The 24,338-nt window shown below is 40.6% G+C and carries 24 protein-coding genes; 13 read left to right on the forward strand and 11 right to left on the reverse strand.

The window, feature by feature from the left end; translation table 11 throughout:
• Positions 1 to 41 precede the first annotated feature (41 nt).
• Complete coding sequence (locus ACMVDV_RS06320; protein ID WP_416157562.1) at positions 42 to 1,448, reverse strand: DEAD/DEAH box helicase; 1,407 nt, start codon at positions 1,446 to 1,448, stop codon at positions 42 to 44.
• Positions 1,449 to 1,648: 200 nt separating this feature from the next.
• The gene (locus tag ACMVDV_RS06325; protein WP_192541963.1) at positions 1,649 to 2,488 is read right to left on the reverse strand and encodes an isopenicillin N synthase family dioxygenase; all 840 of its coding nucleotides are present in this window, start codon (positions 2,486 to 2,488) and stop codon (positions 1,649 to 1,651) included.
• 241 nt (positions 2,489 to 2,729) lie between these two features.
• Between ACMVDV_RS06325 and ACMVDV_RS06330 the strand changes: the two genes are divergently transcribed.
• Positions 2,730 to 3,932: an alpha/beta fold hydrolase gene (locus tag ACMVDV_RS06330; RefSeq protein WP_416157563.1), complete on the forward strand. Its 1,203-nt coding sequence runs from the start codon at positions 2,730 to 2,732 to the stop codon at positions 3,930 to 3,932.
• Between the two features lie 31 nt (positions 3,933 to 3,963).
• Here ACMVDV_RS06330 and ACMVDV_RS06335 read toward each other — a convergent pair whose 3' ends face one another.
• Entirely contained in the window at positions 3,964 to 4,701 is a 738-nt protein-coding gene (locus tag ACMVDV_RS06335; protein ID WP_416157564.1) for an alpha/beta hydrolase, read from the reverse strand.
• A gap of 174 nt (positions 4,702 to 4,875) precedes the next feature.
• Here ACMVDV_RS06335 and ACMVDV_RS06340 point away from each other — a divergent pair, with 174 nt between their 5' ends.
• On the forward strand, positions 4,876 to 5,199 hold the full coding sequence (locus ACMVDV_RS06340; RefSeq protein ID WP_416157565.1) for a hypothetical protein: 324 nt from the start codon (positions 4,876 to 4,878) through the stop codon (positions 5,197 to 5,199).
• Between the two features lie 35 nt (positions 5,200 to 5,234).
• On the opposite strand, the gene ACMVDV_RS06345 is transcribed toward ACMVDV_RS06340, so the two are convergent.
• Positions 5,235 to 5,840, reverse strand: coding sequence for a pentapeptide repeat-containing protein (locus ACMVDV_RS06345; RefSeq protein WP_416157566.1), 606 nt, complete (start codon positions 5,838 to 5,840; stop codon positions 5,235 to 5,237).
• Between the two features lie 91 nt (positions 5,841 to 5,931).
• A complete protein-coding gene (gene aspS, locus ACMVDV_RS06350) occupies positions 5,932 to 7,710 on the reverse strand; it encodes an aspartate--tRNA ligase (RefSeq protein ID WP_416157567.1) in 1,779 nt (592 codons plus the stop codon).
• Between the two features lie 284 nt (positions 7,711 to 7,994).
• Here aspS and ACMVDV_RS06355 point away from each other — a divergent pair, with 284 nt between their 5' ends.
• On the forward strand, positions 7,995 to 8,843 hold the full coding sequence (locus ACMVDV_RS06355; protein ID WP_416157568.1) for a DUF72 domain-containing protein: 849 nt from the start codon (positions 7,995 to 7,997) through the stop codon (positions 8,841 to 8,843).
• Between the two features lie 37 nt (positions 8,844 to 8,880).
• Positions 8,881 to 9,381, forward strand: coding sequence for a M48 family metallopeptidase (locus tag ACMVDV_RS06360; RefSeq protein WP_416157569.1), 501 nt, complete (start codon positions 8,881 to 8,883; stop codon positions 9,379 to 9,381).
• A 57-nt stretch (positions 9,382 to 9,438) separates the two neighbouring features.
• On the opposite strand, the gene ACMVDV_RS06365 is transcribed toward ACMVDV_RS06360, so the two are convergent.
• Both ACMVDV_RS06365 and ACMVDV_RS06370 read right to left on the reverse strand, forming a co-directional pair.
• The gene (locus ACMVDV_RS06365) at positions 9,439 to 10,452 is read right to left on the reverse strand and encodes a DUF5924 family protein (RefSeq protein ID WP_416157570.1); all 1,014 of its coding nucleotides are present in this window, start codon (positions 10,450 to 10,452) and stop codon (positions 9,439 to 9,441) included.
• A gap of 134 nt (positions 10,453 to 10,586) precedes the next feature.
• The gene (locus tag ACMVDV_RS06370; protein ID WP_416157571.1) at positions 10,587 to 11,477 is read right to left on the reverse strand and encodes a LysR family transcriptional regulator; all 891 of its coding nucleotides are present in this window, start codon (positions 11,475 to 11,477) and stop codon (positions 10,587 to 10,589) included.
• A gap of 122 nt (positions 11,478 to 11,599) precedes the next feature.
• Here ACMVDV_RS06370 and ACMVDV_RS06375 point away from each other — a divergent pair, with 122 nt between their 5' ends.
• Positions 11,600 to 12,856 (forward strand): adenylosuccinate synthase, encoded by a 1,257-nt coding sequence (locus ACMVDV_RS06375; protein WP_416157572.1) that lies wholly within the window; start codon positions 11,600 to 11,602, stop codon positions 12,854 to 12,856.
• Between the two features lie 122 nt (positions 12,857 to 12,978).
• Here ACMVDV_RS06375 and ACMVDV_RS06380 read toward each other — a convergent pair whose 3' ends face one another.
• Positions 12,979 to 13,668, reverse strand: a complete 690-nt coding sequence (locus ACMVDV_RS06380; protein WP_416157573.1) for a DUF3334 family protein — start codon at positions 13,666 to 13,668, stop codon at positions 12,979 to 12,981.
• 116 nt (positions 13,669 to 13,784) lie between these two features.
• Between ACMVDV_RS06380 and cmoA the strand changes: the two genes are divergently transcribed.
• The 5 genes from cmoA to ACMVDV_RS06405 all read left to right on the forward strand — a co-directional run bounded on the left by cmoA (position 13,785) and on the right by ACMVDV_RS06405 (position 18,173).
• The gene (gene cmoA / locus ACMVDV_RS06385) at positions 13,785 to 14,510 is read left to right on the forward strand and encodes a carboxy-S-adenosyl-L-methionine synthase CmoA (protein ID WP_416157574.1); all 726 of its coding nucleotides are present in this window, start codon (positions 13,785 to 13,787) and stop codon (positions 14,508 to 14,510) included.
• 15 nt (positions 14,511 to 14,525) lie between these two features.
• A complete protein-coding gene (gene cmoB / locus ACMVDV_RS06390) occupies positions 14,526 to 15,494 on the forward strand; it encodes a tRNA 5-methoxyuridine(34)/uridine 5-oxyacetic acid(34) synthase CmoB (protein WP_416157575.1) in 969 nt (322 codons plus the stop codon).
• A gap of 228 nt (positions 15,495 to 15,722) precedes the next feature.
• Positions 15,723 to 16,775: a phosphoribosylformylglycinamidine cyclo-ligase gene (gene purM / locus ACMVDV_RS06395; RefSeq protein ID WP_416157576.1), complete on the forward strand. Its 1,053-nt coding sequence runs from the start codon at positions 15,723 to 15,725 to the stop codon at positions 16,773 to 16,775.
• Positions 16,775 to 17,422 carry a phosphoribosylglycinamide formyltransferase gene (gene purN / locus ACMVDV_RS06400; protein ID WP_416157577.1) on the forward strand — a complete coding sequence of 216 codons (648 nt, stop codon included), beginning with the start codon at positions 16,775 to 16,777 and terminating at the stop codon, positions 17,420 to 17,422. Before purM ends, purN begins: the two co-directional genes overlap by 1 nt.
• 55 nt (positions 17,423 to 17,477) lie before the next feature.
• On the forward strand, positions 17,478 to 18,173 hold the full coding sequence (locus ACMVDV_RS06405; protein WP_416159060.1) for a DUF3108 domain-containing protein: 696 nt from the start codon (positions 17,478 to 17,480) through the stop codon (positions 18,171 to 18,173).
• Positions 18,174 to 18,286: 113 nt separating this feature from the next.
• Here the strand turns inward: ACMVDV_RS06405 and ACMVDV_RS06410 are convergent, their stop codons facing one another.
• Entirely contained in the window at positions 18,287 to 19,051 is a 765-nt protein-coding gene (locus tag ACMVDV_RS06410) for a class II glutamine amidotransferase (RefSeq protein ID WP_416157578.1), read from the reverse strand.
• A 273-nt stretch (positions 19,052 to 19,324) separates the two neighbouring features.
• Between ACMVDV_RS06410 and ACMVDV_RS06415 the strand changes: the two genes are divergently transcribed.
• From ACMVDV_RS06415 to ACMVDV_RS06425, 3 genes are all read left to right on the forward strand, one after another.
• The gene (locus ACMVDV_RS06415; protein ID WP_416157579.1) at positions 19,325 to 19,591 is read left to right on the forward strand and encodes a S24 family peptidase; all 267 of its coding nucleotides are present in this window, start codon (positions 19,325 to 19,327) and stop codon (positions 19,589 to 19,591) included.
• A gap of 186 nt (positions 19,592 to 19,777) precedes the next feature.
• Positions 19,778 to 20,890, forward strand: a complete 1,113-nt coding sequence (locus tag ACMVDV_RS06420; protein WP_416157580.1) for an AAA family ATPase — start codon at positions 19,778 to 19,780, stop codon at positions 20,888 to 20,890.
• Positions 20,887 to 23,052 carry a S8 family peptidase gene (locus tag ACMVDV_RS06425; protein ID WP_416157581.1) on the forward strand — a complete coding sequence of 722 codons (2,166 nt, stop codon included), beginning with the start codon at positions 20,887 to 20,889 and terminating at the stop codon, positions 23,050 to 23,052. The genes ACMVDV_RS06420 and ACMVDV_RS06425 overlap by 4 nt, the downstream gene beginning before the upstream one ends.
• 45 nt (positions 23,053 to 23,097) lie before the next feature.
• Here ACMVDV_RS06425 and ACMVDV_RS06430 read toward each other — a convergent pair whose 3' ends face one another.
• Entirely contained in the window at positions 23,098 to 23,277 is a 180-nt protein-coding gene (locus ACMVDV_RS06430) for a hypothetical protein (RefSeq protein WP_416157582.1), read from the reverse strand.
• Positions 23,278 to 23,291: 14 nt separating this feature from the next.
• Positions 23,292 to 24,326 (reverse strand): GAF domain-containing protein, encoded by a 1,035-nt coding sequence (locus tag ACMVDV_RS06435; protein ID WP_416157583.1) that lies wholly within the window; start codon positions 24,324 to 24,326, stop codon positions 23,292 to 23,294.
• Positions 24,327 to 24,338: the final 12 nt, after the last annotated feature.

The raw sequence follows: 24,338 nt of genomic DNA on the forward strand, positions 1-24,338 counted from the left end.
CGCGCCAAGGTAGGCGCGTTTTTTATCAATCAACAGATCAATTATGCGTTGCTTGAGCCATCATTATTTGGACGGCGGCGGCGCTGAGAATTGCCACCAACAGATTGACGCTTAGCCCATGGGTTTTGTGTTTGCTCACCACCCGCTTTATTAGCATCTGGCTTTTTACCTGAACCACCACGGCGTGGGCCTGTACCACTGCCATTGCTATTTGGCTTTTTGCTATCCGACTTAGGCTTAGAAAACGGCTGTTTGGCTTTTTTCGGCTTTTTCGGTTTTGTTGGTCGTGCATCAAGCTCTCTTTCTGGCACAGGATTACTTGGTTCAAAGCCAGGCTCTTGAGCGCGTGGGATCAATTCACCAATAAAGCGCTCAATACCATATAAGTCATCCGCATCATCAATCGTTACAAACGAAATAGCATCACCCGAGGCACCAGCACGGCCAGTACGACCAATACGGTGCACATAATCTTCATACACATTCGGTAAATCATAGTTAACTACATGGGGTAGCTCTACAATATCCAAACCACGGGCAACGATATCGGTTGCCACAAGTACACGTACTTCGCCGCTTTTAAAGCCATCAAGCGCTTTAACACGTGCACCTTGTGATTTATTACCATGAATGGCAGCACCAACAATCTCATCACGCTCAAGTTGCTTAACTAAGCGGTTTGCGCCATGTTTTGTACGGCTAAATACTAATACTTGTTGCCAATCATTACTGCGAATTAAGTGACTTAATAAAGCCGTTTTACGCGCTTTATCAACAGCGTAAACACATTGGGTAACGCTTTTAGCGGTGGTGTTTTTAGCTGCAACTGAAATTTCTACCGGATCGTTAATAAGTCCTTTTGCAAGCGCTCTAATATCGTCAGAGAACGTCGCTGAGAACATCAAGTTTTGACGTTTAGCCGGTAATTTACTGATAATACGTTTAATATCGTGAATAAAGCCCATATCGAGCATACGGTCGGCTTCATCAAGTACCAACACTTCAAGGTTATCGAACTTCAATGCATTTTGATTGTGTAAATCAATCAAACGCCCAGGCGTGGCGACTAAAATATCCACGCCCTTACGAAGGCGCTGCATTTGCGGATTAATTTTAACGCCGCCGTAAACAACAAAAGAACTGATATTAGAGTGCTTAGCGTACTCTTCAACATTTTCGCTCACTTGTAATGCAAGCTCACGTGTTGGCGTTAAAATTAACGCGCGTACTTGATTCCCCTTGGCTTTTTGCCCCTTAGATAGAGATTCAATCAGCGGTAATGTAAAACCCGCCGTTTTACCCGTACCCGTTTGTGCTGCAGCCATTACATCACGACCTTCAATGATCGCGGGGATAGCTTGAGCCTGAATTGGTGTTGGCGTTTCATAGCCCTTTTCTAAAACTGCATTAACTAAAGACTGTGATAAACCTAACCCATCAAAACTCATATAAACTCTCTTTTAAATAAGGCCAAAGTGACCAGTTGCGCGCATTATACCGATCGTGACCAATAATGCATTGAATATTAACCTTTGCAGCCCTTCTCGTGCGCTTAAACGTTAAAAACTAACGCATGGCAAACCTAAAAACAAAAAACGGCACAATGGCCGTTTTTTATAAAAATAGGATTTATTATCCGATGTTCTAGTTACTTAACACCCAACTCGCGTAGACGCTCTTGTAAGTAGCTATCTGCGGTATAACGCTCGGAAAGCACCACATCAGGACGCGGATGCAAAAATAATGGCAACGAAATACGTGACTTAGTTGACGCTTTCCCCGTAGGGTTAATAACGCGGTGAATAGTCGATGGAAAATAACCACCTGACGCTTCTTGCAGCATGTCACCAATATTAATAATTAAACTACCAAAATCGCATGGCACATCTAACCAGCCGCCGTCGGTTTTTTGCACTTGTAAACCAGGCTCGTTTGACGCTGGTAGTACCGTTAATAAATTAATATCACCGTGCGCAGCGGCGCGAATTGCCCCTGGCTCTTCATCACCGGTCATTGGCGGGTAATGTAATATACGTAATAATGTTTGCTCAGAGTTCGCGATCATGTCTTTTAAATCGATTGAAAACTTAGCACGTACATCCGCTGGTGCCTCTGCTTGCACCCAGCTTAACAGCGTTGCAGCAAACTCATTGGCTAAGCGGTAATATTCACGAATATCCGCTTCAAGCTCTGCAGGCACGCGGCCATTAGGATAAACATGGAAATATTCTTTAATGTCTTTTACCGTAAAGCCTTTTGCAACTTCCGATACCGATGGCGGAAAATACCCGTCTTGGGTTTCTTTAGAGAATAAAAACTCATGCTTTTGCTCAGAATTAAAAAAATCCTGCCAATTTTTATAAATTGATTCAACTAGAGACTGTGGAATTGGGTGGTTTTTTAATACACCAAAGCCCGTATTTCTAAGAGACTCAACAAACTGAGCGGCCGCATCGCTCGCTTTATAATCAACGGTAGGTAATTGCATGTTCGTTTCCAATGAATAAGTTATTAGAAGCACTTACTTAGCATAGCAGGTGCATCAATATAGCGCTTCGCGAGCATAGTAAACCAGCCTAAAAAACATAAGGACTTATGTCCGCACTAAAATAGTAACAGCATTGACTTTGACACAGATCAACGATTAATTAATAACAATGAAAATAAAAACAGCGTAATGTGGTCTACCCTTTAATGCGTCCCTATTCACAATAACTAAGGCAATTTACATGCGACAAAAAGTAACATTTAAAAGTGGTGAACTAAGCCTTGCCGGGCAATTAGAAACGCCAGCCAGTGATATTAAATTCTATGCCTTGTTTGCTCATTGTTTTACCTGTGGTAAAGATATTGCTGCAGCAAGTCGGATCAGCCGCGCGCTCACCCAACAAGGTATTGCGGTATTACGTTTTGATTTTACTGGGCTGGGTAACAGTGATGGCGACTTTGCTAACAGTAATTTCTCATCTAATATTCAAGATTTAATTGCCGCGGCAGATCATTTACGAGAGCACTTTAAAGCACCACAATTACTGATCGGCCACAGCTTAGGCGGTGCAGCGGTATTAGCAGCTGCCGAACACATCGCTGAAGTGCAAGCCATTACTACTATTGGCGCGCCCTCTGACGCACAACATGTAACCCATAACTTTGCCGCTCATCTAGATGAAATTAATAGCAAGGGCGAAGCAAAAGTTAATTTAGCTGGGCGTGAGTTCACAATAAAAAAACAGTTTGTCGATGACATAGCCCAATACAACCGCAGCCATATCAGTAAATTAAAGCGTGCTTTGTTAGTAATGCACTCTCCTATTGATACCACTGTGAATATTAGCGAAGCTGAAAAGATTTACGCAAGCGCTAAACATCCAAAAAGCTTTATTAGTTTAGATAACGCCGACCATCTACTCACTAACAAACACGATGCCGATTACGCAGCAGACGTTATAGCATCATGGGCAAAACGTTATGTGGATTTTGATAACAGCCAATACAGTGCCAAACTGACCAACGGCAACGTATTAGTTGAAGAAAAAGACCATGTTTTTACCCAATATGTTAGTACCAAAGATCATACTTGGCTTGCCGATGAACCCGTAACAGTAGGCGGCAGTAATTTAGGCCCAGATCCGTATCATCATTTACTGGCAGGACTTGGCGCATGCACCGCGATGACTTTACGTATGTATGCAAGCCGTAAAAACTTGCCACTTGAACACGTAAAGGTAGAGCTGGATCACAGCCGTGACTACTACGCTGATTGTGATAACTGCGAGCAAACAAGCAAGCTTGAAGCCATTACCCGTAAAATCACCTTAGTAGGCGATTTAAGTGACGCCCAGCGCCAGCGCCTATTAGAAATTGCCGACAAATGCCCCGTGCATAGAACCCTGCATAATGATCTATTAATCGTCAGTGAATTGGTAAAATAATAACTATCAAACGCGTAACATTGTTTACGCGTTATATTTTATTATTTAAAAATGCATCGATTTCTTTAGCCATCCTTGCAACTAACCACTTTGGCCCGCCATCATACATATCGTTATGACGGGATTTTTCTATCATAATTTGCGTAACAGGATACTGCACCAGTTCATCTTTATTCAGTAATACCTGATGATCAGCAGGATAATCACTACCACGTAGCGTTAACACCCGAATGTTTTTATTGCGAGGTAACAACATACGACGATGATCAAGCGTGATAATTTGATTCACTTGATGGGGGTAGATTGCAGCGAAAAGCGCGGAGATATCGCCGCCATTTGAATGGCCAAATAACGTTAAGCGCGTAAAATCATACTGTGGATAACGACTACTCAATTCGCCCACTAAAAATTTCAGAGTGACTACACCACGATGCCAGTTCTCTATACGGGTAGCCATATAAGGCGGTGTAAGATTGAGCGCAGGATCGCTTTTTAATTCATGAGCTACGGCAATCGTTAAATAGCCTTTTGCTGTAAAAACATCTGCCGCAAACTGATAGTCAGTGTGCGCAATGCCATACCCAGCATTAATAAACGCCACTGGGCATTTTGTTTGTTGGCTACAATGAGCGTTCGGTGTAGGGAATGAAACACTGATCGGGATGACGCGATCACGCGCTTTATCAACAATCACTTCGCTGTTTGCGTAGCTGTTTACACTAAACAAAAAAGAAAGGAGGATCACCAAATACTTAGAAGGTGCCAGCATTATTTACTAAACTTATTTTTTATTTGAATTGCCGTTATTTTAAGACTACCAATACTAATTACAATATAATGGGGTACTAAAAAGCAGAAGAGTTTTAAAGAAAGAAATAATTATTGTGGATTTATGCGATAATAGTCGCATTGTCCTAACGTCTATTTAGAAAAGAACCTATCCATGAAATCATACAACAGCATCGAAGAACGTATCGATATTTTACAAAGCAGAATTGCAGCGTATAAAGATGAAATCGAAACGCTAGAAACAGAGCCGAAAAGCAATAACGAACGTATCATTTTTAAGTTTATTGAAACGGGCAGCACAGGGAAAACCAAAGATTTTGTGCGTGAATTAGGCATTAAATCACCGCGCGATAGCCTATATTCATCGGGTGATGTATCAAAACTAATTAAAGATGGCGCTGATGATATTAGCCCTGCACTCCTTGAGATTGCCCGCGCACTTGCCAGCGCTCGTAATAAAAACGGCCCAAGCTGTTAATTGCACCCTATTAAAAGCTGTGTAATTCACAGCTTTTAATCCACCAGCTCTATATCAAGTCCGGTTAATAAGTTTAGCGCTTCGAATCGCTCAAACTTGGCACCACTCACATGGTTATTTTTAATATCAATATTAAACTGCGTCGCCCCCACAAAATTCGCGCGACTCAAATTAGTCTGCTGAAATAAACTATCCCTAAAATCAGTACCGCTAAAGTCACTCGCGGCTAAATTAGCGTGTCTAAAATCAACATCTTTGGCAAAACAATCAACCATAGTTAGCCCTTTTAATGCTAATTCATAAAACGAGCTATGACTGAGTTGGCAATCTTTAAAACTCAGCGGCGCAGTTAACGCCAGTTGCGGCCAATTTACCTGCACCCATTGGATACTGGTGAGCTTACAATCAACAAAGCTGACTTCTTCTAACGAACTATAGCCCCAATTTAAATCGCTTAAATTACAGTTAATAAATTCGCACTCAATAAAACGACAATTACTAAATTGACTGTGACTAAAATCACATTCTATAAACTGGCACTGTTCAAATTCAATATCACTAAAATGCTGCGTGCTAGCAACACATTTTGAAAATTGCTGGTCGTAATAGTCAGTTTGTGAAAACTGATACTTCACAGTCATAAAATCCTCTAATCAAATTATCCGCTCACCTAAATGAAAAAACCCCTAGGTATGAGCCTAAGGGTTTTCAACAAATCATTTATCGAATGATTTATTCTGCTGATTTTTCAGCTTTTTCAACAACACTAATAGCAAGCTCTGTCAGCGAGTCTGCATTGGCTTTACTTGGCGCATTGGTTAATAAACACGACGCTTGAGTTGTTTTAGGGAAAGCAATCACGTCACGGATATTATCTGTGCCGCAAAGTAACATTACTAAGCGATCTAAACCAAATGCGAGTCCTGCATGCGGTGGCGTGCCGTACTTAAGTGCATCAAGTAAGAAACCAAATTTATCTTGCTGCTCTTGCGGATCAATCCCTAATATTCTAAATGCCGCTTCTTGCATATCAGCATTGTGAATACGTACCGAACCACCACCAACTTCGTAGCCGTTTAATACCATATCGTAGGCATCAGAAATAGCGGCTGCTGGGTTTGCTTCAAGCTCGCTTGCGCTAATTTCTTTTGGTGCAGTAAATGGATGATGCACGGCGTGTAATGTGCCTTCGTCATCTTCTTCAAACATTGGGAAGTCAACAACCCAAAGTGGTGCCCAGCTGTTAAGATCAGTGATCTCTAAATCAACACCAATCTTAAGGCGAAGTGCGCCCATTGCCTCATTCACTGTATTGCGTTTATCAGCACCGAATAAAATGATATCGCCAGTTTGTGCATTAGTGCGCGCAAGTAGTTCGTTGATCACGTCTTCGTTTAAGAATTTAGCGATCGGTGATTGCACACCTTCAACGCCTGCTGCACGGTCGTTTACTTTCATCCATGCAAGCCCTTTCGCGCCGTAAATACCGATGAATTTAGTGTAGTCATCTAGTTGCTTACGAGAAAGCGCAGCACCACCAGGTACAGTTAATACTGCCACACGGCCTTTTTCGTCATTTGCAGGGCCAGAGAAGACTTTAAACTCAACGTCTTTTACTAAATCAGCAACGTCAATCAGTTCCATTGGGTTACGTAAATCAGGTTTGTCTGAACCGAAACGGCTCATTGCCTCTGCGTAAGGCATGATAGGGAAATCGCCTAAATCAACATTGAGTAGTGACTGCCACATATCCTTGATCATTTTCTCAGTGATACCACGTACTTGCTCAGAGCTCATGAACGAAGTCTCTAAATCGATTTGGGTAAATTCTGGTTGACGATCGGCACGTAAATCTTCATCACGGAAACATTTAACGATCTGATAGTAACGATCAAAACCCGACATCATCAACAATTGTTTAAACAACTGTGGAGACTGCGGTAACGCGTAAAAACTGCCTTTATGTACACGGCTTGGTACTAAGTAATCGCGCGCACCTTCAGGTGTTGCTTTGGTGAGTACTGGGGTTTCGATATCTAAGAAACCGTTTTCATCTAAAAAGCGACGCACAAAGCTGCTGGCTTTAGCACGTAATTTAATACGGTCGCTCATCTCTAAACGACGAAGGTCTAAGTAACGATATTTTAAACGACGCTCTTCAGAGTTCACTTGGTTAAAATCAAGTGGTAATGGCTCTGAACGGTTGATAATAGTTAAGCTGGTGCCTAAGATTTCAACTTCACCGGTCGCCATGTCTTTATTTACTTGGCTATCTGGGCGAGCACGTACAACACCTTTAAGTTGTACACAGAATTCTTGGCGCAACTTATTCGCTGTATCCATTAAGCCTTCAACTTCAGGATCGAATACAACTTGTACTAAACCTTCTCTATCGCGTAAATCGACAAAAATTAGTCCACCTAGGTCACGTCGTTTATTGATCCAACCACATAGTTCAACTTCTTGATCTACGTGAGTTTTATTTAGCTGTCCGCAGTATATAGAGCGCATAGTATTCCTGTCAGTGTAAAGACGAATAGCCGCTTCCCCTAAGAATTGCTGTTTTTGAGGGAGAATAAGCCACTATTTATAAATCATTTTAGGCTGGGTATTATACCCAAGTTACTTCAAGATGCGAGTATCGTTGGAATTAAACTTATATGAAACGCTGCATTTTATCTTTTGCTGTAACCTGTATTTATGCGACTAAAAAGAACCAGTTTCATAACGGGCTCTATGCTTTGAGTTTACAGGTTTGATATACTTGCTAAAACACACAATCAGTTAGTCGTTTTATGTTGTATTTAGGGTGTCCGCAGTGGTCAAGTACCGCGTGGAAAGGCAATTTATTATCAAGTCACTGTAAAAATGCCGATATGTTGCACGAATACGCACAGGTGTTTAATTCAGTCGAAGGCAATACCAGTTTTTATGCCGACCCCAGTGCTGAATCATTAAAGCGCTGGGTAAATGCTGTTGCTAGTGATTTTAAATTTACCTTTAAATTTCATCGACGCTTTAGCCATGAATTAAAGCTTACTCATATCGATGCCGAACTCACTGCATGGTTTAATTTATTCGAGCCAATATTGCCCCATATTGGGCAAATTATGTTACAGCTACCGAGTAGTTTTAGCCCCAAACAACTGCCGTTGTTAGCGCAGTTTATTGCCAAGCTCCCGACGGGTTTAAACTACGGCGTTGAAGTTCGCCATCCTGAATTTTTTAACAAAGGAGCGGCGGAAATTGCATTAAATCAGCTATTAATTGCAAACAATATTAACCGTATTGCCATGGATACCCGCGCCCTGTTTGCAGTGACACCTAACACAACGGCACTGCTTGATGCCCAGCAAAAAAAGCCGCATTTACCTGTACATGCCATTGCAACTGGCAATCAACCCATGGCGCGCTTTGTGATTGCCGATTTAGAGCATGACTATAAACGCTATTACCAACCGTGGCTAAAAAAAGTAAAACAATGGCTTGCTGAAGGCAAACACCCGTATGTATTTTTTCATACCGCCGATAACCGCCAAGCACCATTATTAGCGCGGGAGTTTTGCCAAGATTTAGGTTATGACCACCCAGTGTTAAACCCCTTTGCTGGTGAGAAAGAAGCCAGCCAAGCCAGTTTATTTTGACTTAGAATAGAAATTAACGACAAAAAAGAAGTATTGAATGAGTGATTTTAAACGCTATTTTACTGGTTACCCAGAGCAAATCGTAAGCCAAGTAACCCAGTTAATTGAAAATGACAAACACGGCGCGTATTTAACTAAAAAATACCCACATGCCCACACCATTACCAGTGACAAGTCGTTATACGCATACGCCACCGAGCTTAAAAAACGTTATTTAAAAAACGCCCCGCCGTTTGGCCGCGCCGCGTTTAAAAAGCAAGGTGATATGGTGACTAATGCACTCGGTACGCACACCTATCGTATGCAAGGGAAAACCCGCAAACACGATTTGGCCATTAACAGTGATTTACTGTGCGCCCCCGAGGAGTTATTAAAAGCTCTAGTTGTACACGAACTCGCCCACTTTAAAGAAAAAGACCATAACAAAAGCTTTTATCAACTGTGTTGTCATATGGAACCGCAGTATCATCAGCTCGAACTAGATTTACGGATTTTTTGTGTGTTAGTCACGCAGGGCAACAACCCTTATTTAAAATAAATGTTACTACTCACAACTGAACATGCCACGCGACATTGGTTTCACTAACAGGCTATGCTATAGAGTGACCGTAAATTTAGTTAAACCTATCAGTTGCCCTGACTCAGTTACAACCTGTACTTGCCATTTACCAACAGGGTTTGCTGGAAAGTTCACTTTATGCGTCCAAGCTCTGTAGCCTTGCTCTCGCCCGCCACTAATGTTTAATGCAATGCGATCAACCACGTTATTGTTATGTAGCCAAACATGGAATACTTTTTCATTTAATCCTCTGGGCGCTTTAACCGCGGTCCAACTATACAAACCTTGCTGATGTAATGAATTAGCATCTAAATGCTTGATACTGCCAACCGGCTTGCGCTGCTCGATATCAACCTGATGCGATAAGGTAATGTCGGTTAAACGCAGCGCCGCAGGTGGCACCCAACTACGTAATTGCCATAAACCGGCACTTAAAACACAAAGCAGTAAAACCAAGAAAGGGAAACGCCACCATCTGGCGTTGGGCATTAACTTACCTAAACTCGGTATGGTAAAGATAATCGCGGTGATCAATGCAATCTTTACACTTTGGCTAGTAGTGAGATTAAATAAAATAGGTAAAATTACCGACAGAACGACGAATAACGCAAAGTTATGAAATACCGTAAAGAGAATACTGTGTTTAGCTAATTTTTTATAATACAGCGGATCAACAACCGATATAAATGCACAAAGTATAATCAACGCAGTAAAAACGGCTTGTGGGTGATCCCACGAAGTAACGGCTAGAAAAAAGGGCAGAGCAAAAAATAAGCTTTCTTGCTGCACCATTTGCAAAGCAAAACGCATAAAATTAGGAGAGACAGTCACGCCAAAGCGTTGCTCTACTTTATCCCGCAACCAGTTATCAACAATCAACCACCCCCAACTAACCAACAGCAGTATGGCTATAATTTGCGAGAATGACTCTTTACGCTCAACCAACACATAACTTGCTACACCGCTACAAAACGCAAATACCGCCAATAAACCAGGCCGCTGTTGCATCATCATTATAAATTTTGTGATTAAATTCTTAAAATAGCTCATTCAAAAGAGGATCCGCATAAGTCTGTATAATTGCAGCTTAAAAGCCACCAGCGCAGCATCTTAATATAGGCATGAGAGCTTTACACTTTTTGTTGTGAAAATTAACTAATAAACAATTAGCTGCCACTTAGATTTTATTGGTGATTACGCAAGATCTCTTCACTCACCCAATGCAACAATTGCTTTATCGCTTTTGAAAGCACCTGATTTTGCCGCACGATATAACCTAAACTGGTAGTTGGAAATTGTGGTAATGCGGTCACTGTGGTGATTAAATTTGCTTTACTGCGCAGGGAAAACTCCGGCACGATGGCAACGCCAAAGCCCGCTTCGGCCCAATCAATTTGTGCATCCACGCTGCCCACTTCCATTACCCGATAATTTGGTAAATTTAAAGACGGCAATGCGCTATCGAGTAACTCGCGCGTACGCGTATCATGGCCGAGCAAAATTAATGTTGGTGGCTCAGTCAGCGTTATAGTGTTGTTATTTTTAGCTTGCTGCCATAGCTGTAAATGATTACCCAGCGCACACCATTTTATTTGCTGTAATTGGGTAAAATGCAGTGGTTCACTTTCTTTTTGGGCAATCACAAAGCCAAGATCCGCCTCCGCACTTTTAACCAACGCCGATGCTTGTGAAGACGTTGTATTGAGCAAAGTAAAATCAATGCCTGGAAACTGGCGCTTAAACAGCTGAAACGGTTCAATCAACAATAAACGAGAAATAATATCACTGGCGGCAATTGTCAGTGTGCCTTGGCGAAGGTCATTAATCGCATTTAAGTCAGATTGGCAGACCTGTAATTCCCATAAGGTTTTTTGGCCTGACTCCAATAGCCGTAACCCAGCCTGAGTGAGGCTAAACGGATTACGTTCAATCAATTTTACCCGCGTCATTTTTTCTAACTGTTTAATATGCAAACTAACATTGGGCTGTGTCATATGCAGCGCATTGGCTGTTTTACCAAAGTGCTTTAATTCAGCTAATGTGACGAAGGTTTTTAACCACTGAATATCTAACATCTTGATGACCTTAATTATGTAAAATCGATATGAAATTCTTATCAAGATAATAATTATAATTAATTTCTCTTATTTTAATAGTGGGCATACCATATTCATTCAATCAATTTGGAGAGTAAATTATGCCGTCAATTGTTGTTGTAGGTGCAAACTGGGGTGATGAAGGCAAAGGCCGCATCGTCGATTTTCTAGCTGAGAACGCATCTGCGAGCATTCGCTTTCAAGGTGGTAACAACGCCGGACATACCGTTGTAAATGACTTTGGTACGTTTAAACTACACCAATTACCAAGCGGTATTTTTAATCCAGATTGTATGGCCGTACTTGGCCCCGGCATGGTGATTAGCCCAGCCGCATTAAGCGAAGAAATCGCCGAAGTTAACGCAGCAGGCGTTGCTGTAAAACTCTGTATATCTGATCGCGCAACACTGTGCTTACCATTACACGCCCTTGAAGATACCCTCGAAGAAATACGCTTAGGCGATGCCGCTTACGGCTCTACCCGTCAAGGAATTGCCCCTGCATACGGTGACCGGGTAATGAAAAAAGGCATTTTAGTTGGCTGGTTAAATCAGCCCGACGTTTTATTAGCGCGTATTCAATTTATGCTGGATTGGAAAATGCCACAATTAAAAGCACTTTATCCTAGCTGTGATTTTTCACAAACGGCTGAACAAATGACTGAGTGGCTATTAGAGGTCACCGCGCCATGGCGTGAATTTATCTGTAATGTCACTGAACCTTTAAAAGCCCTGCAACAGCAAGATGCCAACTTATTGTTTGAAGCACAATTAGGCGCTGGGCGCGATTTAGTCTATGGCGAATACCCTTATACTACCTCTTCAAACGTAACCGCCGCTTATGCAGGGATTGGCAGCGGGCTACCAGCTTTGCGCCCTGAGCGTGTTATCGCGGTGGCAAAATCGTTTAGTTCATCTGTTGGTACGGGCACACTGGTTACCGCCATGGCAGAGCAAGACAACTTTCGCGAAAGCGCGAACGAATATGGTGCAGTCACTGGCCGACCACGTGATATGGGTTATTTTGACGCGGTTGCCACCCGTAACGGAGTTGAATTACAAGCTGCCACTGAAATTGCATTAACTAAAATTGATTGCCTATCTGGCATGAAAGATTTAAAAATCTGTGTTGGTTATGCAGGCGATCACAGCGAAAACCCTATTTGGCCACAAACAGCGGCTTTAACGCCAATCTATGAAAGTATGCCAGCGTGGGATGAAGATATTACCGGTTGTCGTACCTTTGACAGCCTACCAGCTGCGGCGCAGTACTATGTTGAACGTATTGAAGCGTTAATGGGCGTGCCGGTGAGTATGGTGTCTGTAGGGCCTGAACGCGAACAAATGATTATCCGCTAGTCGATAGGTTGAGAGTGCATACGATTATTGTCGAACATTAAATTGAATCTAAGCTATTGGGTTTCATCACGAAACCCAATATACAGTTTTAATTTACGATTGACTCAGCTACGGATAGTTATTTAAAGTCCGAGCTCTGCCATAAAGTCGTCATCTAAATCATTTGCTTTAGCAGCATCATCAGCAGCTTTTTGTTTTTCAGCTTTATGTTTCGCTTCGTTTTCGATGATGTCATCTGGGTCTATCGCTTCGACAATATCAAAGTCATGTAGCTTAATAAACTCAGTTTTATCCATCGCTAATTCTAAATAAAAGATATTTTGTTTACCGGTAGTAAATGTCACGCGCCGTGCTTGTGGCCTATCCATAGTGGTATCAACCGAAATTTGCACTTGCTTGTTAATCGCCATCATTTTTGGCTGATTTTGGGTGATTGAAGTGTGTAATTGCTCGCGCACTTTTGAAGTGAAATCACCAACGATTTGGTTCATCAGCTCACCCAATACATTTGACACGTCATCCGATAGGTGACTATGCGCAATCTCGTCTTCAGGCATCCCCATGCTGCGCATATAATCGTGATAAATTTCCATTGCTGCTTGCGAAGTAAAGTTAGTGATAACCAGCCCCGTAAAACCACCATCAAATAATACAAAACAGCCAATATCTGGTCGCATACAGGTGCGGGTAATCTTTTGCACCATGGCTGAATAGCTAATGCTGTTACCGCTGGCCGACGACAAAACGCCCGTTACAGAATGACACAGGGTTGCCAATATATCATCAGTACTAATTACTTTACTTTTAGTCATTAAATGTCTCTTTTTATACTTGTTATTCATTATTCTAGCCAAGCTACTGAAATTATCACTGACTATCCAGCATAAAATGCTAAAATAGCCCTATTATTTTTCAAGAGACTGTTTGTGTGAACATAAAAGACAGCATTTATGCCACTGAGCAAGCGGTTAAAGACTTTAGCTTTGACCAACATGTAGTAGAAGTTTTCCCTGATATGATCCAGCGCTCAGTGCCGGGTTACGCCACCATAGTCAGTACTATGGGTAAATTGGCCGGTGAATACGCGCAAAGTAACTCTAATCTGTATGATTTAGGCTGCTCGCTGGGTGCCGTCACTTTGAGTATGCGCCGTAATATTCGCACTGATAATTGCCATATTATTGCCGTTGATAACTCACAGGCCATGGTTGAACGCTGTAAGTTACATTTACAGGGTTTTCGCTCAGAAGTACCTGTTACTGTGACCCTTGGTGATATTAACGAGCTAAATATCGAAAATGCCTCAGTGGTAGCGATGAACTTTACGCTACAGTTTATTCCACCTGCGCAGCGCCTCGCGGTACTTGAAAAAATATACGCCAATTTAAAGCCCGGCGGTGTACTGCTATTGAGTGAAAAAATCAAAGGTGAAAACGAGCAATGCGACAATTTGCTGATTGATTTACACCATGATTTTAAACGCCACAACGGCTATTCAGAATTAGAAATTAGCCAAAAACGTACCGCAATTGAAAATGTCATGCGCCCAGATACATTAAACACTCACCTTAAGCGCCTTACTGATATTGGCTTTAGCCAAACCCAAGTATGGTATCAGTGTTTTAACTTTTGCTCGCTGGTAGCAATTAAGTAATTTAGGAAATATTCAATGTCATTATGGTTTAACCAATTTTACGCCGCTATCGCACAAAGCCCACTGAGTCACTGGCTGGAAACGTTGCCTAGCCAATTAAAACACTGGCAAAATGAGGCCAGCCACGGCGATTTACCGAAATGGCAGAAAGTGTTAAAAAACTTGCCTGAAGTGGCGACTAAACACGTCAATATTATCGACAAAGTTGAAATTGGTGCCCCTGGTGAAATGACTGAAGGCGAGCAAAAGCAAACCATCCATTTATTAAAACGCATGATGCCTTGGCGTAAAGGCCCGTTTAGTGTGCACGGTATTGAGATTGATACCGAGTGGCGCAGTGATTGGAAATGGGACAGATTATTACCGCATATTGAACCACTTAAAGGCCGCACGGTGTTAGACATCGGCTGTGGCTCAGGTTATCACTTATGGCGGATGCGCGGTGAAGGTGCTGAGTTTGTGGTTGGTATTGATCCGTCTGATTTATTTTTATGCCAATTTCAAGCCATTAAACACTTTAACCCAGACGAAAACGTGCATTTGTTACCGCTAGGCGTTGAAGCGCTGCCTGAATTAAAAGCCTTTGATACGGTGTTTTCGATGGGGGTACTTTATCATCGTCGCTCGCCCATCGACTTTTTAGCGCAATTGAAAGCGCAGCTTCGCCCAGGGGGTGAGCTCGTACTTGAAACCTTAGTCATTGAAGGCGACGAAAACACCGTACTCGTGCCCACTGACCGCTATGCGAAGATGCGTAACGTGTGGTTTATTCCAAGCACAGCAGCGTTAAAGCTCTGGATGGAGCGTGTTGGTTTTAAAGATGTACAAGTGAAAGACTGCGCTATCACCACACTTGAAGAGCAACGTAAATCAGATTGGATGGAAAACGAGTCGCTTATCGACTTTTTAGATCCAGACGATACCAGTAAAACGATTGAAGGCTACCCTGCACCACTTCGCGCTATATTAACGGCAAAGGCTTAGGCTCTATAAATTTTAAACCACTGCACTTTAGCGTCGAGGCAATCATCGACGCTAAAACAGTCACCTATAACCTATTCCCTAGCGCCTTTATCTCATTATACGGACAAGTGTCCTTGTCAATAATAGTAAACTCATATTTGAACTAGCCGCGCCCTTGCAATTGTTGTAAAATACGCGCGTTTCTAAGCATACACATGCAAAACCATGCAACTTTTTTGAGGAAATCCTGTGAGCGAACAAAAACAGTCTCTAAGTTATAAAGACGCGGGCGTAGATATCGATGCCGGTAACGCACTTGTTGAGCGTATTAAAGGCGTAGTTAAAAAAACCCGTCGTCCTGAAGTTATGGGCGGAATTGGTGGCTTTGGCGCACTTTGCGAAATCCCAGCTGGTTATAAGCAACCAGTTTTAGTTGCAGGCACTGATGGTGTTGGTACTAAGCTTCGTTTAGCTATTGACCTTAAAAAACACGATACGGTTGGTATCGATTTAGTTGCTATGTGTGTGAATGACCTTATCGTTCAAGGTGCTGAGCCATTATTTTTCTTAGATTACTATGCAACGGGCAAACTTGATGTTGATACTGCGGCGGACGTAGTAACAGGCATTGGTAAAGGCTGTGAGATCTCAGGCTGTGCATTAATTGGCGGTGAAACTGCTGAAATGCCAGGTATGTACGAAGGCGAAGATTACGACATGGCTGGTTTCTGTACTGGCGTAGTTGAGAAAGCCAATATCATCGACGGTACAAAAGTAGCTGCTGGTGATCAACTAATCGCGCTTGCATCTAGCGGCCCGCATTCAAATGGTTTCTCTTTAATTCGTAAAGTACTTGAAGTATCAAATGCTGATACAAGCGCTGAATTTGAAGGTAAAACATTAGGCGAAACACTGCTTGAGCCAACACGCATTTACGTTAAACCATTACTTGAGCTATTCAAGCAAGTTGACGTGCATGCTCTTTCGCACATCACCGGTGGCGGCTTTTGGGAAAACATCCCACGCGTATTACCTGAATCTGCAAAAGCAGTAGTTAAAGGTGATAGCTGGCAGTGGCCTGGTATTTTTAACTGGTTACAAGAAAACGGTAACATCACCACCCACGAAATGTACCGTACATTTAACTGTGGCGTAGGTATGGTATTAGTAGTCCCTGCTGACAAACTTGAGCAAAGCTTAAACATCTTAAAAGAACTTGGCGAAAATGCATGGCACCTTGGTGAAATTCATGATGCTAAAGCGGGCGAAGAGCAAGTAGAAATCCTAGGCGGCCGTGATTAATGGCCCCTGCTCGTCTAGTAGTCTTAATTTCAGGTAGTGGCTCAAATTTACAAGCCATCATTGATGCCTGTAATAATGGCGAGATCAACGCAAACATAGCGGCTGTTATTAGTAATAAAGCAGACGCTTATGGCCTTGAGCGAGCAAAGCAAGCGGGCATTGCAACAACAGTGCTTAGCCATAAAGATTTTGACTCGCGCGAAGCCTACGATGCAGAGTTAATGCACGTTATTGATTCTTTTGCACCAAATCTAGTTGTATTAGCTGGGTTTATGCGTATTCTTACTCCTAGCTTAGTGCAAAAATTTAAAGGAAAAATGTTGAACATTCATCCTTCTTTGTTGCCTAAGTACCAGGGGCTGAATACCCACCAAAGAGCAATTGATGCAAAAGACGACGTTCATGGCGTAAGTGTACACTTTGTTACTGAAGAATTAGACGGTGGTCCGGTAATTCTTCAAGCCAAAGTTCCTGTGCTGGCAGATGATACTGCCGATACACTTGCACAACGCGTGCACGCGCAAGAGCATATAATCTATCCTTTGGTGGTCAAGTGGTTCAGTGAACAACGACTTACTATGGAAGCAGATTATGCAGTTCTTGACAAAAAACAACTTCCTGCACACGGTGCGCACTACCCAGAATAAAAAACAAAGTGCCTTGCTATTTTGTGCAGGCACTTTATTACTTCCTACTGGTTTAATGGCTGGTGAACTCACGCAATTTGAAGCCAACTATGATATTTTGCGCAAAGGCGAAAATCATGGTCAAGGTGTACGCACATTAAAAAAACTAGCTGATAACAGCTATCAAGTTAGCTATCACAGTGATATTGAGTGGATGATCTTCTCAGACTCACGCAAAGAAACATCAAACTTTACCTACACTGACGAAAAAGTAACGCCTGTCAGCTACAGTATGATCCGCACAGGCACTGGCCCTGATAAAGAATATACACTGCAATTTGATGGCACTAAAAAGCAAATTAGTAGTAGCGAGAGTAAATACCCGCTCGAATGTCAGTGGAGTGATCAATTTCAAGATTCAATTTCATACCAAGTACAAGTACGTGAAGAGCTAAAAATGGGTAAAACCAGCTTTTCCTACCCACTGGTGGATAAAAAAGGCAACTGCCGCGACTACAATTTTGAAGTGGTTGGCAAAGAGATGATCTCATTACCTATTGGTAATATTGAAGCGATAAAAGTTAAACGTCTTTACGATAACGACAAGCGTCAAGCGCTTGCGTGGTTCGCCCCTGAAATGGACTACATGTTAGTGAGAATGTGGAAAGGCGAAAAAGGCATGGAACAATTTGAAGTACAACTTAAGTCATTCACAGTAACCAGCCCTGTTGCGTTACCTGACGCTGTGAACAGCGAAATAGCCCCAGAGTAAATTAGCATAAGATTCAAGATGAAAGGCTCAAGTATGACAATCATAACTTGGGCTTTTCAGCTTATGACTTATAACTAATCCAAACTTTAAAACTGACGGCTGACGGCTGACGGCTAAATTAACTCACCCATTTTAAACAGCGCGAATTCACCGGGCGCCATTTTTTGCCAGCGCTCATCGTTGGTCAATGGCCGAGTGGCAATCACAGTTACCACATCATTTGGCGTGGTTTCTTGTTGAAAATCCACCACCATATCTGCATCAATTAACGTAGCCTTACCGAACGGCGCACGGCGCGTGATCCAATGCAAATTATTAGTACAATACGCTAACACATACACGCCATCAGTCAGCAGCATATTAAATACCCCTTTTTCACGTAATGCGTGTGCAAGCTTTGCCGCATAACGAAACACTGACGCCATATTAGCTGGACGTTTCGGGTATTTTTCACGAATCTGATCGAGTAACCAACAAAACGCCAGTTCACTGTCGGTATTACCCACTGGCCGATAGTATTCAGGTTTTAAATCATGATAATTAGAAAGCTGCCCATTGTGTGCGTAGGTCAGCTCCCTGCCCCACAACTCACGGGTAAACGGATGCGTATTTTCAAGACAGACACGGCCACGATTACCTTGGCGAATATGGCTTATCACCGAAACACTTTTAATGGGATATGCCTTAACTAACTTAGCAATTTCAGATTGGCAGCTAGGCTCAGGATCTTTAAAAGTACGGCACCCCTTGCCTTCATAAAAAGTAATGCCCCAGCCATCTTTATGCGGGCCTGTGTTACCACCGCGCTCTAACAGCCCTGAAAAGCTAAAACAAATATCCGTAGGCACATTCGCCGACATGCCAAGCAACTCACACATAAAATAAATTAACCTTTTATATTAGATAGTTAAGTAGATAAAAATAATCTATAATTTGGCTTGATCACCGTTATGGTTTCACATTGGCTTTTGTGGCTGCTATATAATTTATTTTTACAACTTTGATGCGGTTATTGTTAAACAACCTTATCGCAAAGGCAAGTTACTATAAATTATGTTTGTGCATATATTTACTTGAGCGGTTTGAGTTATCATCATACAACTGATGAAAATAAGAATAATAGGTATTAAATTGATAAAGTTGTCTAAAGGTTGCTTTCAGTACAAAGACAGAGCATGGAACCTAAATTCCATGGAGGTGATTTGATTTTTGTAAACCTAGAAGCCGAATGCATTCACGGTTCGTACGTTGTGACACGTTTAGACGATAATAACGAAGCCACCTTTAAACAGCTAATAATCAAAAGTGGCCACAAATTCCTAAAAGCCACCAAACCCAACTGGCCAGAGCAACTCATACCAATAAACGGCAATTGTACGTTGGTGGGTAAAGTGGTTTTTGCAGGTAAGCCGTTTTAGGAATAAGAAAGTAATACAATATAACGGACATGGAAACAACTAAATCTCGTTCTCGATATTGCTTTGTTTAACATACAAAACAAGTGAATTAAGAAGTAAATATAATTAAAAAAAAACAATCAAAAACAACCAAAGAGGTAAATTAAGTGCTAATATTGCGCCATTAAATGCCTATTTGAGTAAATTATGAAATATTATCCTGAAATATCAAAAATAGTGAGTGGAGCGCTATCAGGAGATCGTAAGTTAGTTTTATCTTACACTGAATTACTTTGCAATAAATTAGAAATTGACGGGGAAACTATTGCTTTGCAGGGTTTCAAAGAGAAGCTTTTAGGTTTCCATAATAGTGACATCGCATCACAGTCAATGTTAGCCCGCCCTGTACCTGTAGAGAAAGATAATCGCTTTTCATTAGCTGATAAAACCTTTCCATCTTTAAATCAACATAATATTTTTCTAACTAAAGATGACAATGAAGTTATAAATTCGTTCATTTCTTACATTCTTAAAAAAGAACAGTTAAATGCATTAGGTATACCAATTAATCCGACCTTGTTGTTACATGGCATTCCAGGAACAGGCAAAAGTAAACTAGCTGGTAACTTAGCTGCTCGTTTGGGTTTACCATTAATTACAGCCCGAGCAGATGCATTAATTTCGTCGTATTTAGGGTCTACATCCAAAAACATTCGCTCTTTACTTGAATATGCTCGTTCAGAACCTTGTGTCTTATTTTTAGATGAGTTTGATGCTATAGCAAAAGCTCGTGATGATAAAAATGAAATTGGTGAACTAAAACGTGTTGTTGTTAGTTTATTGCAAAATATTGATAACCTTGGTGATACAATCTTAGTTGCAGCAACAAATCATGTTCATTTGTTAGATCCTGCTATTGGTAGAAGATTTCATTATAAAATGGAATTAAAAGTACCTACTGAAATTGTTCGTCATCAACTTTTTACTGTTCTTCTAGAGCAATTTTCGTTTACTAATCTAGAAATAGATTTATTTGTAACATTGAGTAATAGTTTAACTGGTGCTGAAATTGAAATACTTACTTACGATTACTTAAGGCAAGCCGTTGTTAATGAAGCAGAAATTGATGCGAATGAATTGATGCGTAAGATTTTACTAAGCCGTTTTGATTGGCTAAGCTTTAATATGGATAGCCGCTATATATGTATGAAAAGATTACAAGAAACAGATATTAAGCTCTTCACTAAAAAGTTTATTAGTCAATTATGGAATATGTCACAAAGTAATGTGTCAAAAATATTTAAGGAAAATAACGAATGACAAAAAATTATAACCCCATAAAGCATGTTCAATTTTCTGAAGTTGATTACATTAAACCAAAAGTCCACCCAGGTGGTAGCAACAAACCGCTTAAGTCAGTAACTGATAAGTTTAAAGCTGAATTATTAAGCTCTATTGAAGAATTATCCAAAGTTTCTGGATTTAATGAAAAAACGACTATCGCTATCGTTGAACTAGAAAATAATGCAACCGCAAAAAGCCATAGACCAACTACAATTTTTAATGATAAAACATGCCCATTTTTCGGTGATGTAGGATATGCAAAACACCTAATCCAAATAACACCCAATGGATTATCAGCTCTAAAACAAAAGATTTCTCAGGGAAAAAGTAAAAATATAATTAAAGATATTTCAGCAATAAAATCGATTGTTCCGTATAAAGTAAGTATAAACACTGATATAGACGATAAATCATTGAGTATTCGATTATTTCGATTTAATTCAATCGATAAAAATAAAAAGCTTGATAACGACTTTGAGAAATTTTTAAAAGAATTCGATTGTACTTGGAAAAAGCATTCATCAAACTTTGTTCGACTATATAGAGTGTCAGGGTCAGCAAAAGCGATATTACAGTCTCTCCCTAATTTCGCAGGGGTGCAAAGCGTTATGTCTAGTAAATGCATTCAATTAAAACCTATGGTGAAAGCTCAATCAGGAATAAATCCTCCGACCATGTTCCCACCACTTGAAGGTATAGACTATCCTGTTGTTGCTGTTGTTGATAGTGGTGTAAGTAACTGCGCCCCCATTATACCATGGCTAGCCGGAAGAACTAGTTGTGTAGCATCTGATTATAAAAACGACGAACATGGCACTTTCGTTAGTGGCTTAATTACAAATAGTTTCAATCTAAACAATAGCGATGAACGTTTCCCTCTTTGCCAATCTAAAATTTTTAGTGTAGAAGTTTTAGGGGAGGATGGAGGAGATTTGTATAGTATAATTCAAGCTATGTATGATGTTGCAGAACTAAACCCTCAAATTAAAGTTTGGAATTTGTCTTTAGGTGGAAGTACTCCTGTTTCCAAAAGTGAAATATCTACTATGGCCATTATGCTCGATGAATTTCAAGACAGGTTTAATTGTCTATGTGTCGTAGCTGCTGGTAATTATGAGGATAGCGCTAGGGTTTGGCCTCCTTCTGAAGAGTTAAATGATGGCATATCTTCACCAGGAGATTCCGTTCGTTCATTAACTGTAGGTTCTGTAGCGCATGTTGACGGATTTGTAAAAAACTTAGAGCCATCGCACTTTAGTAGAAGAGGTCCTGTATCAAATTACGTTCAAAAGCCAGAGGTAGTACACTTTGGTGGAAATATTATTATGAATGGTGGACAGCCAATAACTTTGGGGGTTAACTCTATAGACTCTCATGGCAACTCACACCATGATATTGGAACAAGCTTTTCAACACCAATTGTTTCCTCTATAGCAGCCAATCTATTCGAACAAATAGGTAGTCGAGCAAATCCAAGCCTAGTAAAAACTCTCGTTATTCATAATGCTAATTTAAATAACAGTGTGGATGATGAGCATAAACCATATTACGGGTGGGGGAAACCACACGGTACAGCTGATATATTGGCAGTACAAGATTACGAAAGTACAATGATATTTGAAGGAATCGCACAGAAAAGCTTTGAAATTCAGAAATTACCTTTTCCAATACCTGAATGTTTAAGAACAAATGACAGAAAAGTAAGAGCGGAGTTTTTTATTACATTAGTCTATCATCCAGAGTTAGATCCACAAAAAGCTTTTGAATATTGTCAAATGGATATGAATGTTGGGTTTGGTAAAGTTGAAGATGGGAAATTTTCGTCAAAGGTTCCTTTACAACAAGAACAACACCAATTTGAATGCGATTTAGTAAAAAATGGTGATAAATGGTCACCTGTAAAAGTATATAAAAAACGATTTCCAAATGGAGTTGACATTAAAGACTGGAAATTAAGGGTGTCCGTCATGGATAGGGATGGATTTGAGGCACAAGGAGTTTTAATTCCTTTTTCAATCGCCCTAACTATAAGGGATATAGATAAAGAACAACCTGTTTATAATGAAATGTCTCAATTAATGGATCAATATAACTGGGAAGTATCAGATCTCGTTCTTGATAATCAAATTAAAGTTTAAGCCTTTGAGTAAATTAATAAAAAGCCCGCTATTGCGGGCTTTTTATTAATTTACTAATGTATTTGCAAATTTATGCATTTCAAGTCTTTGTTGACTGAACCACTCATCTACTTTCGCAGGCTCATTTTTAAGAGCTTTAACCAATTCCAGCCCTTGAGACATACTGACAGATTCTGTCTTATTATTTGTTATCGGTTGTTTTTTATTAACTTTTTTTTCATTCATAAATCTACCCTACCTTATTCTTTATTTTCGATTAACGTATTGTGGGCTAAAAATGTTTCTATTGCAGATAAGTATATGCCAAGATGCTTAGAAATAATAGTTAGAAATTGTAAATCCCTTTCTTTTATAAATTGTTCAGGCTGAGCACTAGTTAAAACTAGAACACCTAAGGGTTTGATGTTATTTTCAAGTTCTCCGTCATCATCACACCTTAAAATAGGAATAGATATAAAACTACGATAGTTAGAACTATCACTATTAGTATAACTAGGATTTAACTCATTGCTCATAGTAATATCAGGGCAAATCTTGGTCTCTTTGTGTAAAAACGCTAAGCCAACATGCCCATGCCCTGCTTTCCAACTTCGATTTCTTTGAGGTAATCGACTATCGCAATCTCTCCAAACAATAGCTAAATCCTCGTTATCCGGATCATAAAAATACAAAGCAATATTATATTTACCCTCTGATTTAAAACCAAATAAAGCTTCCCTTTCGATAACAAGAGGTTGCAATATTGGATCTAGTGAGCTGGTTAATTTCTTCCAAAAATCATTTTCATTGGTACTCTCCTCACAATCCTCCAACTTCTTTAAATCACCTATTGCAACATCTGTTGCGTGTGCAGATAGGTAAACAGAAGATATTTGATTACTGTACAAATCCGCAATCTTCCGGAGAGCTAATTTAGTTTGCGCAAGAGCACTTCTTAATTCACTAACCTCTTCTTCCTTCTTGCGCTTCATTTCTACAATGCCTGCATATAGAGATTCTTTTTTACTATATTGGTGACTAACATACGTTAAGAAAAAATGTATGAGTATGAAGCAAATGCCTCCTGTATAAAGCAATACTTCCGTTAATTTACTTGCTTTATCACTATTTTCAGAAGTCAGAAGGGTTGCTGATACACCAATAACAACTGGTGCTACCAAAGTGAACCAAACCTGAGAGAAAGTAACTGACCTTTCAACTATTTTCTCGGTAATATCATTATTCTTTTTTGCTGAATCGGCTAGTTTATTTAATTGCTCTTCACTCGACGGCACTTTAGTCCCTTA

This window comes from Pseudoalteromonas sp. ASV78 (assembly GCF_047806705.1).
Lineage (GTDB): Bacteria > Pseudomonadota > Gammaproteobacteria > Enterobacterales > Alteromonadaceae > Pseudoalteromonas > Pseudoalteromonas prydzensis_A.